We start from the raw sequence: 15,083 nt of genomic DNA on the forward strand, positions 1-15,083 counted from the left end.
TTATAGGGGAACAAACCTAGGGGTCGATTCATGCGTAAGGATGTGGCCAATCTGCTGGCCAAATTGGGCAAGCGGGAATTCCATTACCAGGAATTTGCAGATCGCTTCAGCGATGTCGAACTCTGGCCCCTGTTTGAAACGCTGATCCATGATCCGCGTATCCTTAACGCTCCTCCGGCCGAAGATAACGCCGAGGCCGCGGTGACCGCCAATGCGGCCCCGGCGCCCAGCCCGGCCGCTACCGCCACGCTGGCCGCCATCACCCCGGCCCGGCCCGAAAGCGAAACCTCCGGCGGCGAGGCAACCCCGGCTTCCAAGGATCTGAGCAACCTGTTCGCCCGCTATGGCGGCCAGAACGCCGAAGACGCACCCGGCGATGTCCATGCCCTGCTGCAAAAGCTGGCCCAGCAAATCGAACAAGGAAAGCTCTGATGCCGCTGATCCTTTGCCATTCGCCCAAGGGCGGCGCCGGCACCAGCTTTGTGGCGGCCCATCTGGCCATGGCTCTGGCCGAGGCCGGCCATGGCGCCACCGCCATCGACATGACCCGTCAGGACAGTCTCAAGCTCTATTTCGGCCTCAAGCCGATCAGCGAGATCCCCGATCTGGAAGCGCCTGAGAATCAGGGGCTGACCATTGGCGGTGTGTCGCTGCGTCAGGGCTGGCGCGCCACGCACGCGCCCGCCTTTGCCGATGCGCTCGACAATGGCGAGCTGCCCTTTTCGGGCGGCACTTTCGTGGTGGCCGACATTGCCAGCGACGATGCCGCGCTGCGCGATCAGCTGCTGCCCCATGCCTCGCTGATGGTGGTGCCGGTTTCGCCCACCGCGCTGGGTCTGGCCGCGCTGACGCAGGTGATCCCCGGCACGCCGCTGATCGATCTGGACTATACCGCCTTTATCATCAACCGGCTGGATGAAACCCGCCGCTTTGCCCGCAACGCCCACAGCTTTCTGCGCGAATTGCTGGGGGGCAAGCTGATCGGGTCGATCCACGAGGACGAATCGGTCAACGAAGCCGCCGCCATGGCCAAGCTGCTGCCCGCTCATGCCCCCGCCAGCGGGGCTCTGGCCGATATTCGCACGCTGGCCAAGACCATTGCGCAGGTCTGCGCTCCCCCTCAGGCAGAGGAAGATGCGGCGTGATCGACTATCTCCCCAAGATCGGGCGTTTGTTCGGATGGGCGCTGCTGGCGATGATCGCCGTGGCGGTCGTCACCGTGCCGCTGGATGCCAAATCGCAATGGCAATTCGCCGGCGCCACGATTGTGGGCGCGCTGATCATCAACCGCTGGAAATCGCAAAAGGGCGCGCTGGCCATCGGCCTGCTCTCGCTGATCGTGTCCACCCGCTATCTGTTCTGGCGCACGACGCAGACGCTGTCTTTCGGCGCCCCGCTCGAAGCGATGCTGGGCACGGGCCTCTATCTGGCCGAAGCCTATGCATGGGTCATCCTCGTGCTGGGCTTTATCCAGACAAGCTGGCCGCTCTATCGCCCGGTGGTCGAACCGGCGGGCGATCCCTCGCAATGGCCCACGGTGGACGTTTACATCCCCACCTATAACGAGAGCCTCTCGATCGTGCGTAACACGGTCTATGCCGCGATGGACATGGATTATCCGGCTGACCGCTTCAACGTCTATATCCTGGACGACGGCAAGCGTCCGGAATTCAAGGCTTTCGCCCGCAAGGCCGGATGCGGCTACATCACCCGCGACAACAATCTGCACGCCAAGGCGGGCAATATGAACGCGGCGATGAAGAAGACCGACGGCAAGCTGATCGCCATTTTCGATTGCGACCACGTGCCCACCCGCTCGTTCCTGCAGCTCTCGGTCGGCTGGTTCGACAAGGACCCCAAGCTGGCGCTGATGCAGACGCCGCACCACATGTATTCGCCCGATCCGGTCCAGCGCAATCTGGGCAATGTGGTGGGCGACATGCCGGGCGAAGGCGATCTGTTCTATGGCCCGGTGCAGGGCGGCAACGACCTGTGGAACGCGGCCTTCTTCTGCGGCTCCTGCGCGATCATCCGCCGCGAGGCGCTGGAAATCACCAATGGCTTTGCCGGTGAAACCGTGACCGAGGACGCCCATACCGCGCTCAAACTGCAGCGCATGGGCTGGAACACCGGCTATCTCGAAGCGCGCCTGTCGGCCGGTCTTGCCACCGAACGCTTCGTCCTGCACATCGGCCAGCGCATCCGCTGGGCGCGCGGCATGACCCAGATCCTGCGCATCGACTGCCCGCTGCTGGGCCGGGGGCTGAGCATCCCCCAGCGCCTTTGCTATCTCAACGCGATGATGCACTTTCAGTTTCCGCTGCCGCGCATCGTGTTTTTGACCAGCCCGCTGGCCTATCTGCTCTTTGGCCAGAACATCATTCAGGCCTCGGCCTCGCTGATCTTCGCCTTTTCCGCGCCCCACCTCGTCTGCTCGCAGGTGTTCAGCGCGCGTTCGCAGCTTGGCTGGCGCCGCCCCTTCTGGGGCGAGGTCTATGAAACCATGCTGGCCTTCCATCTGGTCAAGCCCACGGTCATGACCTGGTTCCAGCCGCGCAAGGGCAAATTCAACGTCACCGACAAGGGCGACCTGCTGGACCAGACCTTCTTCGACTGGGCGATCGTCAAGCCCCATCTGGTGGCCATCGCGCTGCTGGCGGGTGCCGTCTCGATGGGCTGGATCAAGCTGCTGTTCTTCCAGTCCAGCTTCAACATCCAGATCGACACGCTGCTGCTCAACACCGCATGGGCCAGCTTCTCGCTGATCATCCTGCTGGCCGCCGTCTCGGTGGCGCGCGAAACCCGTCAGGCGCGCAAGGACATCCGCATCCATGCCGAACTGCCCGTCACGCTCTATCTGAAGTCGGGCCATGCCATCACGGGCGTCACGCGCGACATCTCGATGGGCGGCGCGGCCATTGTATTGCCCGCCGATCTGCCGGTGCGCGAACCTGAATTGACGCATATCGCGCTCGACATGGACGCTGATCGACTGGTTATTCCTGTGGATACTATTCGCACGGCGCGCGGATACGCATTTGTACGGTTCCATCCGCTGGACATGGCCATGGGCCGCAAGCTAGTGCGTGCCGTTATGGGACGGGCGGATGCGTGGCAAATGTCGGCACCCGATCCGGTTGGGGAACTGCGGTCTGTGAAAGATATTCTTGCCGTCGATCTGATGACGTTAAAGCGCCTGCTTGGCCTGAATGTCGAAGAACGCCGCCGGATGCGCGCCCAGCGTGTGCAAATGGCCGCTGCCAGCGCCGAATTGCCCAGCAAGGCAATCCCGGTGACCAAGGAAGCCGTCAAGGACAAGCCGGTGGCGCGTCCCGAAGCATCGGCCGAAGCCGTTGAAGCCGAAGCGCCCGTGGCCGCCCGCCCGATGCTGATGGCCCGCCCTGTTGCCGGGATCAAGGCTGCGGCCTGCCTGCTGGCGGTGCTGGGCGCCTCGATGATGGTCCCGGATGATGGTCTGCGCGCTCAGGCTCCGGTCGCGGCGGCTGCGGCCACTGCCGCTGCGGCCCCGACCGAAACCGCCGCTGCGGCCGCCCCGCTGATCACGGCGGGCACCACCGGCACGCGCCGCGAACATCTCACCTTCAAGGATCTGCGCATCAAGACGCCGATCCGTCTGGCGGGCACGCGCGGGGAAATCGGCATTCCCTTTGGCATGCGCCCCAACGATATCGTCACCGACGCGCTGGTCACGCTGCGCGCGGCATGGAGCCCGGCGCTGCTGGGCGATGTGTCGCAGCTCGTCGTGCTGCTCAATGGCGAAGTGGTCCAGACCGTTCCCCTGACCCGCGACAATGCGGGCGGCATCACGCTCAAGATCCCGGTCAATCCCGCGCTGTTCCTGCCCGGTGATAATCAGCTCAACCTGCGTCTAGTCGCGCACTATGCCCGCGATTGCGAGGATCCGTTCCACTCCTCGCTCTGGGCCAATGTCAGCAATGTTCAGTCGGGCTTTGACCTGACCGTGCAGTCGCTGCCCAAGGCGCCCGATCTGGCCAGCCTGCCCGGCCCCTTCTTTGACCGGCATGACAATGGCGCGCTGCGCCTGCCCTTCGTGTTCGCCGCCGCGCCCACCCACGGCGATCTGGAGGCCGCCGCCAGCATCTCTTCGTGGATGGGCAGCCTTGCCTCCTATCGCGGTTTTGCCTTCAAGCCGATGGTGGGCCGCCTGCCCGCCGGCAATGCCATCGTGTTCATGAAAGCCCCCGGGCTGGGCCTGAACGTGCCGATCAATGGCGCCACCGCCACGATGATCCGCAACCCTGCCGATCCCAGCGGCACGCTGCTGGTGATTGCCGGGCGCAACGATGCCGAAATCCGCCTTGCCGCCGCCGCTCTGGCCAGCGCCAAGGGCATTCCGGGCGGCGCGCAGATGAGCTTTGACAATGCCCGCGTGCCCACCTGGCCGCGCTATGGCGCGCCCCGCTGGCTGACCACGGGCCGCGAGGTCAAGCTGGGCGAGGTCATGGCGCCTTATGCGCTGGTGGGCATGGGCCTGCCGCCGGGCCCGCTGGCCGCGCGTTTCCGCCTTGCTCCCGACCTGTTCTTCTGGCCCCGTCAGGGCGGTTCGCTCAGCCTTGGCTATATCTATCCCGACGCCAAGTGGCTGGACCGCGAAGGTTCGCGCATGGACGTGTCGATCAACGGCCAGTTCCTGAAAACCCTGCCGCTGACCGGCATGAGCTGGTGGCAGCGCCTGTGGTATGGTTCGGGCGCCAACAGCGTGAATGGCCGCGGCAGCGTTGGCCTGCCCCGCTATAACCTGTTCGGCTCGAACGAGGTGGTCTTTGACTATAACCTCATCATGGCCGACAAGCAGAAGTGCACCGGCACGCTGCCCGACAATGTGCGCGTGGGCCTCGACCCCAATTCGACGATCAACCTGACCGGCGCGTGGCACGGACTGCAAATGCCCGATCTGGCCAGCTTTGCAGGCGCGGGCTATCCCTTCACCGTGCGCCCCGACCTGTCGGAAACCGTGGTGATCATGGACGAGCATCCCAGCGAGCCCGCGATCGAGGCGTTCCTCGACATGATGGGCCGTCTGGGCGATTCGACCGGGGTGGCCACGACGGGCGTCACCGTCTCGATGGGCGGCAATGGCGAACAGGCCGCCGACCATGACGTGCTGGTGATCGGCAGCGCCAATCTGGCGGGCGGCGCGCTGTTTGCCAATGCGCCGCTGCGCAACGAGGGCGGTACGCTCAAGGTCACCGAACGCTCGCCGCTGCAATATGTCGAAAGCCTGTTCGGCGGCTGGGGCAAGGACAATAAGGAAGACGTCGAGAACACCGTCTATGCCTCCAAGGGCTTTAACGGCATCGTCGCCTTTGAATCGCCCTTCTCCTCGGGCCGCAGCGTGGTCGCGCTGATCGCCGATGACACCGCCACCCTGCCCCAGCTGGTTGACGGCATGAACGACGACAAGATCAACGCCCAGATTCAGGGCGATCTTGCCGTCACCACGGGCGATGGCATGAACAGCTTTGCCATCGGCCCGCGCTATTGGGCCGGCAGCCTGCCCTTCTGGATGAAAACCGCCTATTGGTTCAGCCAGCGCCCGCTGTTGATGGCGCTGAGCGGGGTGCTGATCGCCCTGTTGCTGACGGGTCCTGTCTATCTGATCTTTGCCCGTCAGGCCAAGGCGCGCCTGCAAGGCGAAACGCCTGCCGACCTTAACCAGCACAAGGGAGACAAGAAGTGAGCCCCGCCTTTAATCGCCGCGCACTGCGCTGGAATACCGGCGTAGCCCTTGCCGCAGCGATGCTGGCGTCCGGCCTTGCTTCCGCGCCGGTTCATGCGCAGGCATCGGGGGTCAAAACCCTGCTGGATCAGGCGCAATATTGGGAAGGCAAAGGCCGTCACGATCTGGCCGTACAGGCATGGCGCCGCGCGCTGGAACTGGACCCGGCCAATGCGGTGGCCAAGCGGGCGCTTGCGCCCGCCGCAGCGCCCGCCCCCGCGCCCCAGCCGACCCGCACGCTGGCGGCCATGCCACAGCCCGCGCGCGCTCCGGCCCCGCGCCCGGTAACGCCGCGCGCCGCGCCTGCTCCGGCCTCCGCGCCGGTGGTGGCCGAAAAGCCCGCACCGCGCCCTGCCGCGCCCACCGGGCCTTCGGCGGCCGACCGTGCGGGCCAGTCGCGCGTGGTGGGTTTCCGCGCGCTTCAGGACAATGATCTGGAAAGCGCCGAGCATCAGTTCCAGTCCGCCCTGGCCCGCAACAAGCGCGACGCCGATGCGCTGGGCGGCCTTGGTCTGGTCGATCTCAAGCGCGGTCGCTTTGCGCAGGCGCGCGATCAACTGGCGCAGGCCAGCCAGTTGGGCGATGCGTCCAAGTGGAAGGAAGCGCTGGAATCGGCGCGCTATTTCGCATCGCTTCAGGAAGCGCAGGCCATGGTCACGCGCGGCGCCTTGGATGATGCGCGCAAGGCCGCCGAGGCGCTGATCCGTTCGGGCTATGCCGAAAACGGCGGGGCCTATGAATTGCTGGCCGACATTTACGAACGTCAGGGCCGCTATGCCGATGCCGCCGATCTTTATCGTCAGGCAGGCGGCGAGGACACCCCCAATGGCCAGCGGCTGCAAAGCCGGGCGGCGCGCGGGGCGGCCCTTTCGGCGGCGGCGCGCGGCGATGATTTCGGCGCGGAACAGGCCTTTCAGCAGGGCATCATGCTGGACCAGAGCGATCCGTGGATCCGCTATGAATTTGCCCGCTTCATGATCCGCCGGGGCCGCGTGCCCGAAAGCGAGAGCCTGATCGCCTCGCTGGCTTCCTCGACCGATCCCGATGCGCTCTATGCCGCTGCGATGCTCAATTCCGATCTGGGCCGCACGGCCGCCTCGCAAGGGCTGATCGACCGCATTCCCGACGAGGCGCGCTCGGCCCCGATGCGCAATTTCGCCATCGGGCTCAAGATCGACACGGCCATCATCCGCGCCAAGCAAATCGGCGCCAATGGCCAGAAGGGCGAAGCCGTCGGCGTGCTCAAGCAATTGGGCGGCACCAAGGGGCTTTCCCCCATCAAGCAGGCCGCGATTGCCGAGGCCCTGCTTGATCTGGGCGACAATTTCGATGCCGCCTCGATGGCGCAGCAGGCGATCAACGGGCCGGTGGCCGAAATCGCCGGTTATGAAGCGATCCTGCGCGTGGCTGTACGCACGGGCCGCGACGATCTGGCCCGCACCGCGATGGCCAAGGCGACGCAATTGGCCGCAGGCGACCCCAATGGCCAGCGCGCCGTGGCCCGCATGGCCGCCAGCGCGGCGGCCCAGCAGGCCGACCGCCTGCGTCAGGCCGGTCAGTTCGCGCAAGCCTTCGACGTGCTCCAGACCGCCTTTAACGCCGCGCCCGACAGCCCGGAAATCCTCTCCTCGCTGGCGCGGCTCTATCAGTCGGGCAAGATGAACGCGCGCGCGGCCCAGACGTTCCAGATGATTCTGGTGCGCGATCCCAAGAATCGCGATGCGCTCTCGGGCCTGATGGAAACCGCGCAGGCGGCGGGCGACAAGAGCCTGAGCCAGCAGGCGCAGGCGCAGTTGCTGCGCGAAAATGCCAATAATTACGAGGTCTGGCTGGCCGCCGCGCGCACCGAGCAGGCACGCGGCAATGCCTCGGCCGCCACGCGTTATTTCAAACAGGCCCGCGAGGTCTATCAGCGCAGCAGCGGGGCGAATAACGGCGCTAATCCCTTCGCCTCCTCGCCCTTTGCCGCCGATGGCAGCGCGCCCAATGGCCTGCAAAACGGCCCGCAGGCGCCCGACGCCAACCCCTTCCGCGCGCAGCAACAACAACAGCAACAACAACCCGCCACGCCCACCATGCCCAACCCCTTCACCCTGGGCGGCGGCACGCGCCTGCAAATGAGCGCGCCCCAGCAGCAGAACAGCTTTGCCCCGCAAAACGGTTTTGTCCCCCAGAACGGGGCCGCACAGGGCGGTTTTTCGCCGCAGGGCAACTATGGCGCCCAGCAGGTTCCGGCGGCCTATCAGGGCAACAATTTCACCCCGCAATCGGCTCCGGCTCCGGCCACATGGGGCGGTCTGCCGGGCAATGGCTTTGCCGGAGGCGCCCAGAATAACGCCGCCCCTTTCGCGGCAACCCCGCAAGCACCCGTCGATCCGGTGCTGGCGGGAATTGAGCGCGACATTGCAGGCCTTGCCGCCGACAATGGCCCGCGCGCCGAGGTCAACGCCTCGTTTCGCGCGCGCAAGGGCGAAACCGGCCTCTCGCAATTGAGCGAGATGAAGACCAATGCCCAGCTTTCAACCGGGCTTGGCCGCGGCCGCGTCTTTGCCCGCGCCGAAGCGGTGGTGATCGATGCCGGGCGCCCGACGGGGTCGGGCCTTGCCCGCTTTGGCCGCAACGCCACGATCGAGGCGCAGGCCATCGTCAACAAAACCGCATCGGCGCTTATCAATGCCGAAACCCAGCGCGCCTCGGGCGTGGCGCTCAGCGCCGGCTATGCCGACAAGCTGGTGCAGGTTGAGGGCGGCACGACCCCGGTGGGCTTTGGCAACACCCGCGCCACATGGCGCGTGGCCGTCACGCCGCAAATGTCCGAACACGCCACCGCGCGCGCATGGTTCGAGCGCAAGCCGGTGACCGACAGCGTCGTCTCCTATGCCGGGACGCGCGATCCGGTCACGGGCCAGACCTGGGGCCAGGTGATGCGCACCGGGGGCGGTGTTGGTTACTCGTATGAAAACAATGGCAACGGCGCCTATGGCGACGTCAGCTATAACCGCTATAACGGCACCAATGTGCTCTCGAACCGCAATGTCGAGGTCAATGTCGGCGGCTATATGCAGGCATGGCGCGATGAACATTCCTCGATTACCGCGGGAATGAACATCAATTACCAGTCCTATGCCAACAACCAGAACCAGTTCACATGGGGCCAGGGCGGCTATTTCAGCCCGCAGAGTTTCCTCGCGCTCAGCTTCCCGATCCGCTATGCCTATCAAAAGGGCAATCTGGATCTGAAGGTGGCGGGCACGCCGGGCTTCCAGAGCTTCTCGCAGAACCGCACCGATCTGTATCCGGGCGATCCGGCGGCGCAGGCCACGCTCAACGCTCTGAAGGCCGCCAACAGCGATGTGCGCAACTATTACGACAGCCTGAGCAAGACCGGCTTCGGCATGTCGGCCCAGACCTCGCTTTACTATCGCATCGGCCCGGCCACCCGCGTGGGCGGCGAGGTCAGCTATAACACTTTCGGCAATTATGACGAATTCCGTTCGATGCTGGGCATTCGTCAATCCCTTGGCAACACCAAATAAGGGGGGCATTCACATGAGGCTTGCATATGACGGGACACCCAAGGGGGGAGGCACGATGGATGACATGCCCTTGCCGCCGCTGACCTCGGATCGCGGACTGGCGGTGATTGCGGCGCTGGCGGTATCGGAAATCTTTGCCAATGCGGGCAAGGATCAGGCGCAGGGCTTCTTTCGCGCCGTGGGCCAACGTCTGGCCCGACAGAACCCGATCCCCGCCATGCGCGACCTGCGCGAACTTCAGGGCGCGGTCAACGCGGTCTGGGCGCGCGTCGGACTGGGCGAGGCGGAGATCACGCTCGATCTGCAAGGCGTGCTGATCCATCATCACGAGGCGCCCGCCACCATCCCCTATGACCCCGATTTCCACTGGGGGGCAGCCTTGCCCTCGCTGTTGCTGGGGGCCTATGATGGATGGATGCGCGCGTTGGGCAGCCCCGATGCGTTGCAGACCCGCCTGTTGTCCTGTGCGGACAACATCATTGAAATCCGCCATGGCGCAGAGATTGATGCAAGATAAGAGCATGTTGTTCGACCGTCGCCATATGTTGATGGCCGCCAGCGCAGCCCTGATGGTGGGCTGTTCGCGCAAGGGGGAGGGCAAATCCGTGACCCCGGAAAGCTCGACGGGCGGGCAGAAGTCTTTTGACGGCCAAAAGAACCTCGACGGGATGTGGACCAGCTTTCGCCAGATCTATCTGGATGCATCAGGCCGGATCGTGGACACCGGCAATGGCGGGATCAGCCATACCGAGGGTCAGGGCTATGGCATGTTGATGGCCGTGGCGGTGGGTGATCGACCGGCGTTCGAGGCCATGTATAACTGGACGCAGGCCCATCTGGCCCGTGCCGACATGGCGCTCTATTCGTGGCGTTTCGATCCGCGTTCAAACAATCCGGTGGCCGATCCCAACAATGCCACCGATGGCGATATGCTGATCGCGCTGGCGCTGGCGCGGGCGGCGCGGCGCTGGGGCGTGGCGGCGTGGGAGGCGCGCTCGCGCCAGATCCGGCAGGCGATCCGCGAACATCTGGTGATCGCGCGCGGGGGCCAGCATTATCTGATGTCGGGCATTGCGGGTTTCGATCTTGGCGACCGGCTGATGATCAACCCGTCCTATTTCATCTTCACCGCGCTCGACGCCTTTGCCGCGCTGGATGGCGCGGCCACATGGGGGCCGGTGATCGCCACATGCGAGAACGTGCTGCGCAAGGCGCGGTTTGGCGCGCATAATCTGCCCACCGACTGGGTGGTGGTGGGCGCCGACGGCATGCCCCAGCCTGCGCCCGACAAGGCGCCGCAATTCGGCTTTGATGCAGTGCGCGTCGCGCTTTACGCGGTGGCGGCGCGGCGCGGCGCACTGGTGGCGCCGATTGCCGATTACTGGCGGGCAAAGCAGGCCGGCGGCCAGACGATCCCGGCATGGGTTGATGTCTATTCTGGGGCCGAGGCGCCCTTCCCGCTCTCGCCGGGCGGGCTCAACGTCGTGCAGCGCACCTTGAATCTGCCGATGAAGACCGAGGCGCTGGCGCAGGACTATTACGGCTGCGTGCTGCAATTGCTGGCACGGCATTTGAGGTGAATGCCCTCCGGGCATGTGCACTAAACACCTTGCGCAAAGGGGCGGCCCGCCCCATCTTTTCCGGTAAAGGAGAATATGGATGACCGCCCCTATCACCTTGAAACCGGTTACGCTGAACGCTCAGGCTCAACGTTTCGAGATGCCGATTGAGGAAAACGCCCTCGCCTTTTGCACCTATCGGCAGGACGCGGGCGGTGCCTATCATCTGCTCCATGCCGAGGTTCCCCCTGCCTATGAAGGACGCGGGATCGGAGGAGCGCTGGCTAAGGGTGTGTTCGACCTGGCGCGGGCGCAGGGGTTGAAACTGACGCCCCGCTGTTCCTTCATGGTGGCATGGGCTGCGCGCCACACCGAATATGGCGACGTGCTGACCTCGTCATAATGGCCATGACCGAATAACGATGGGACCGAATAACGCGGGGCCAGAATAACGCTGGCCCCGCTCTCGCCAGCGGGGCCAACGCCCTGCCCTGCCCGGCATACGCCGGGCGGTCAGCTTATTCGCCGATCGCGGCCTTGGCCTTGCCTGCGGCGGTCTGAATCTTGCCCTTGGCGTCCTGCGCCGCGCCTTCCGCGGCCAGTTTGACGTCGCCCGTTTCCTTGCCGATGGCTTCCTTCGCCTTGCCGACCAGCGAGTTGGTGGCGCCCGAAATGCGATCGCTGACAGAACCCATGATACGTCTCCTGCGAAATGAATGGATCAATGCGAAGACCGCGGTTTGTTGCCTGACAGGCGGGCCTTCACGAGATGGAATGACGCGCGACGGGCAGGGTTCCGCCGATAGATTATTTTTGATTATCGTGGTGCAGGCATGAAACCTTTTGCGATCTGGCGCGTCTATATGCCTGATGGAGCGGGGGAAGAACATGGATGTCAGGCCGAAGGGCGTTTGCTTCATGCTTGCGGCCGGTTTTTTGCTTGGCGCCTGTTCCCTGTTGGGGGGCTGCCTCGACAGCAGGGGACAGGACGACGTCTGGTATGGCTATTACTATGACGATCTGCGCGATAATGCCGAGGGCGCCATCTCCCGCCCCTATAAGACCGCGCAGGAATGCCGCATGGCGATGCAGGATTATACGATGGAGGCCAAGGTGACCTCCGGCTTTGCCTGCGCGCGCGGATGCGCTTCGGCGCGCGACGGGGCTATTGCCAACTGTCGCGAGGTGGTGCGCTGATATGGTGCTGGACCTGCGCGCGCCCATCGCTTTGCGCGGCAAATGGATCGGCATGATCCTTCTGGGCTTTGTCGCCTTGGCCGGGATCGTGGGTTCGGCGGCAATCCTGATGACGATGAACCAGCGCCAGATGGACGGCGTGGCCCATGCCTATCAGGTCGAGCGGCAGGTTTCGGCCATGCGCGTATCGCTGCTTCGCATCGACAGTTTCCGCCGCAAAAAGGACATTGAGCGGCGCGCCGACGAATTGAAGACCTATCGCGCAAGGCTGGATAGCGCGATCGCCAGTTTCCGCACACTGACCAGCGACAATCCAAGGCAACAGGCCCGCGTGCCCTTGCTCGAAGCCTTGCAGGCGCAGGTGCTGCTCGACGTGGGGGCGATCACCAAAGAGGAATTTGGCGAATCGATCCGGGTTGAGGATCCGCTGGGCATGCTCGACGTGCTGACCAAGGCGATGCAGGATGAGGAATTGCGCCTGCAAAGGTTTCGCAACGCGGAAATGCGGCGGATTCAATATGGCTTCTATGTCGTGCTGGGGGCGGCGGGCCTGTTGCTGATCGTGGTGGGGCTGCTCACCTTTGTCAGCCTGCGCCGTTTCACCCGCGATCTGGTCAATTCGCGTCAGGCGCTGCGCGACGCCAATGCCGGGCTGGAACTGGCCGTGCAGGAGCGCACCGCCGATCTTAAACGCGCCAATGGCGAGCTTCAGCGCTTTGCCTATATCGTCAGCCATGATCTGCGCTCGCCGCTGGTCAACGTGATGGGCTTTACCTCGGAGCTGGAAATCGCGGCGAAGCGGCTGGGCGAAATGCTGGAGGAGGCGCGCAAGACCCGCCCCGAAACGCTGTTTCCCGGCACGGACGAGCTGATCGAACAGGATTTGCCCGAAGCGATCCATTTCATCCGCACCTCCACGCAAAAGATGGACCGACTGATCAACGCCATCCTGCAACTCTCGCGACAGGGCAGCCGCGCGCTGACGCCGGCATGGCTGGATATGAACCGGCTGCTGGCCGATGTGGCCGAAACGCTCAAGGTGCGGGCCGAACAGGCCGGGGCGCAGATCATCATCGCCCCCAACCAGCCCGAAATCTATGGCGATCGGGTGGCGGTCGAACAGATCCTGTCCAACCTGATCGAAAATGCGATCAAATATAACCAACCCGGCCGTCCGCCGATCATCCAGGTCACGGGGCGACGCATCGGAACCCATGCCGAATTTCGCGTGAACGACAACGGGCGCGGCATCGATCCGGGCGATTTCGAGCGTGTCTTCGACCTTTTCCGTCGCTCGGGCGCGCAGGACCGGCCCGGCGAAGGCATCGGACTGGCGCATGTTCGTGCGGTGGTTTATCGTCTGGGCGGGTCTATTCTGATTGAATCCGAACTGGGTGTCGGATCGACCTTCATCCTCTCGATCCCGCTGCATTATTCCGAGGAGCAGAGTCAGGTCTCATGAGCAATCCATTGCCTGTCACGATTATCATGATTGAGGACGATCTGGGCCATGCGCGCCTGATCGAAAAGAATATACGTCGTGCCGGGATTTCCAACCATATCACCCATTTCGACAATGGCACGGCGGCGTTGGAATTCCTGTTCAATCCGGCGCAGGATCCCGCGCGCCGGGGACCGGTGCTGATCCTGCTTGACCTCAACCTGCCCGATATGAGCGGCACGGCGGTTCTGGCGCGGATCAAGGAAGCGCCCGGATTGCACCGCACGCCGGTTGTCGTGCTGACCACCACCGATGACAGGGTCGAGATCCAGCGTTGCTATGATCTGGGCTGCAATGTCTATATCACCAAGCCGGTGAATTACGAGAGCTTTGCCGAAGCGATCCGCCAGCTTGGCCTGTTCCTCTCGGTCATCCAAATTCCGGAAAGCGGTGGCTGATGCCTCTCTCGGAATCGCGCGTCCTCTATATTGACGATGACGAGGGGCTGTGCCGACTGGCCAAGCGCCACCTCGAAAGGCAGGGCTGCGAGCTGACCTATGCGCTCTCGGGCGCGGAGGGGATCGAACTGGCCCGGGCGGAGCCTTTCGATCTGGTGGCGCTCGATCACTTCATGCCGGGCATGGGCGGGCTGGAAACGCTCGAATTGCTGATGGCGCTGCCCTCGCCGCCGGGCGTGATCTATGTCACCGGGTCGGACGAAACGGGCGTGGCGGTGGCCGCGCTCAAGGCGGGCGCGGTCGATTATGTGGTCAAGACCGGCAGCGGCGATTTCTTCGAACTGCTGACCAGCACGCTGCATCAGGCGCTGGCCACCTTGCGCCTGCGCCAGCAGAAGGAGCAGGTCGAACAGCAATTGCGCGACACCAATGTTCAGCTTGAAGCGCTGCTGCATGAAATGAACCATCGCGTGGCCAACAGCTTGCAGATGGTTTCCTCGCTGGTCAGCCTGCAATCGCGCCGGGCGACCGGACAGGAAGCGCGCGCGATGCTTCAGGATGTGCGCCACCGCATTCAGGCGATTGGCCGCATCCATCGTCAACTCTATACCGGCGAGAGCTTTCACGCGGTCAATATGCGCGATTATCTGGAAGGCATGGCGCGCGATCTGACCGGCACGTTCTCCAGCGAGAACATCCGGCGCTCGATCAAGGTGATGGCTCAGGACGCCTCGCTGCCCGCGGCAATGGCGGTAACGCTGGGCGTGCTGGTCAACGAACTGGTCAGCAATGCCTGCAAATATGCCTATGGCAAAGAGGAATCGGGCGAGGTCCGCATCCGTTTCGACCTGGAGGGCGCGGATGGCTATCACCTGCGCGTCGAGGACGACGGGATCGGTTTGTCCGGCATGAACGACGGCCTGAACCCAAAAGGCACCGGTCTGGGATCACAGATCGTGGCCGCCATGGCCCGATCACTGGGGGCCAAGCACAGCATTACGGGCGAGGGGAAAGGATTGCAGGTGGATATTTACCGCGCGCCCTCGCCCATGCCGCCCTCGGCCTTGCCGGAGACCGCAAGCCGGGTCGATTCCACAAGCTGATGTCGGGATCGCCGGTGGCATTCATACC

The 15,083-nt window shown here is 64.2% G+C and carries 12 protein-coding genes; 11 read left to right on the top strand and 1 reads right to left on the bottom strand.

All coding sequences use genetic code 11. The features are described 5' to 3' along the window. The first annotated feature begins 30 nt into the window (after positions 1-30). The 7 genes from FHW96_RS11275 (at position 31) to FHW96_RS11305 (ending at position 11,259) form a co-directional block, all read left to right on the top strand. The gene (locus FHW96_RS11275; protein WP_172340670.1) at positions 31-432 is read left to right on the top strand and encodes a hypothetical protein; all 402 of its coding nucleotides are present in this window, start codon (positions 31-33) and stop codon (positions 430-432) included. Continuing rightward, on the top strand, positions 432-1,145 hold the full coding sequence (locus tag FHW96_RS11280; RefSeq protein ID WP_172340671.1) for a division plane positioning ATPase MipZ: 714 nt from the start codon (positions 432-434) through the stop codon (positions 1,143-1,145). Before FHW96_RS11275 ends, FHW96_RS11280 begins: the two co-directional genes overlap by 1 nt. After that, positions 1,142-5,722: a UDP-forming cellulose synthase catalytic subunit gene (gene bcsA / locus FHW96_RS11285; protein WP_371815691.1), complete on the top strand. Its 4,581-nt coding sequence runs from the start codon at positions 1,142-1,144 to the stop codon at positions 5,720-5,722. Before FHW96_RS11280 ends, bcsA begins: the two co-directional genes overlap by 4 nt. After that, on the top strand, positions 5,719-9,297 hold the full coding sequence (locus tag FHW96_RS11290; protein ID WP_371815692.1) for a cellulose synthase subunit BcsC-related outer membrane protein: 3,579 nt from the start codon (positions 5,719-5,721) through the stop codon (positions 9,295-9,297). Before bcsA ends, FHW96_RS11290 begins: the two co-directional genes overlap by 4 nt. Positions 9,298-9,310: 13 nt before the next feature. Next, a complete protein-coding gene (gene bcsD, locus FHW96_RS11295; RefSeq protein WP_172340672.1) occupies positions 9,311-9,814 on the top strand; it encodes a cellulose biosynthesis protein BcsD in 504 nt (167 codons plus the stop codon). After that, entirely contained in the window at positions 9,804-10,877 is a 1,074-nt protein-coding gene (locus FHW96_RS11300; RefSeq protein WP_253950882.1) for a glycosyl hydrolase family 8, read from the top strand. Before bcsD ends, FHW96_RS11300 begins: the two co-directional genes overlap by 11 nt. Positions 10,878-10,956: 79 nt before the next feature. Continuing rightward, complete coding sequence (locus tag FHW96_RS11305; protein WP_172340673.1) at positions 10,957-11,259, top strand: GNAT family N-acetyltransferase; 303 nt, start codon at positions 10,957-10,959, stop codon at positions 11,257-11,259. Positions 11,260-11,374: 115 nt separating this feature from the next. Here the strand turns inward: FHW96_RS11305 and FHW96_RS11310 are convergent, their stop codons facing one another. Next, a complete protein-coding gene (locus FHW96_RS11310; protein ID WP_172340674.1) occupies positions 11,375-11,551 on the bottom strand; it encodes a CsbD family protein in 177 nt (58 codons plus the stop codon). Between the two features lie 223 nt (positions 11,552-11,774). Here FHW96_RS11310 and FHW96_RS11315 point away from each other — a divergent pair, with 223 nt between their 5' ends. From FHW96_RS11315 to FHW96_RS11330, 4 genes are read left to right on the top strand one after another with little or no spacing between them, the layout of a single operon-like run. After that, a complete protein-coding gene (locus FHW96_RS11315) occupies positions 11,775-12,053 on the top strand; it encodes a hypothetical protein (protein WP_172340675.1) in 279 nt (92 codons plus the stop codon). A gap of 1 nt (position 12,054) precedes the next feature. Beyond that, a complete protein-coding gene (locus tag FHW96_RS11320; protein ID WP_172340676.1) occupies positions 12,055-13,515 on the top strand; it encodes an ATP-binding protein in 1,461 nt (486 codons plus the stop codon). Next, positions 13,512-13,952 carry a response regulator gene (locus tag FHW96_RS11325; protein ID WP_172340677.1) on the top strand — a complete coding sequence of 147 codons (441 nt, stop codon included), beginning with the start codon at positions 13,512-13,514 and terminating at the stop codon, positions 13,950-13,952. The genes FHW96_RS11320 and FHW96_RS11325 overlap by 4 nt, the downstream gene beginning before the upstream one ends. Beyond that, entirely contained in the window at positions 13,952-15,055 is a 1,104-nt protein-coding gene (locus FHW96_RS11330; RefSeq protein ID WP_172340678.1) for a histidine kinase dimerization/phosphoacceptor domain -containing protein, read from the top strand. Before FHW96_RS11325 ends, FHW96_RS11330 begins: the two co-directional genes overlap by 1 nt. The last annotated feature ends 28 nt before the right edge of the window (positions 15,056-15,083 follow it).

The sequence above is a fragment of the Novosphingobium sp. SG751A genome (genome assembly GCF_013149295.1).
Lineage (GTDB): Bacteria > Pseudomonadota > Alphaproteobacteria > Sphingomonadales > Sphingomonadaceae > Novosphingobium.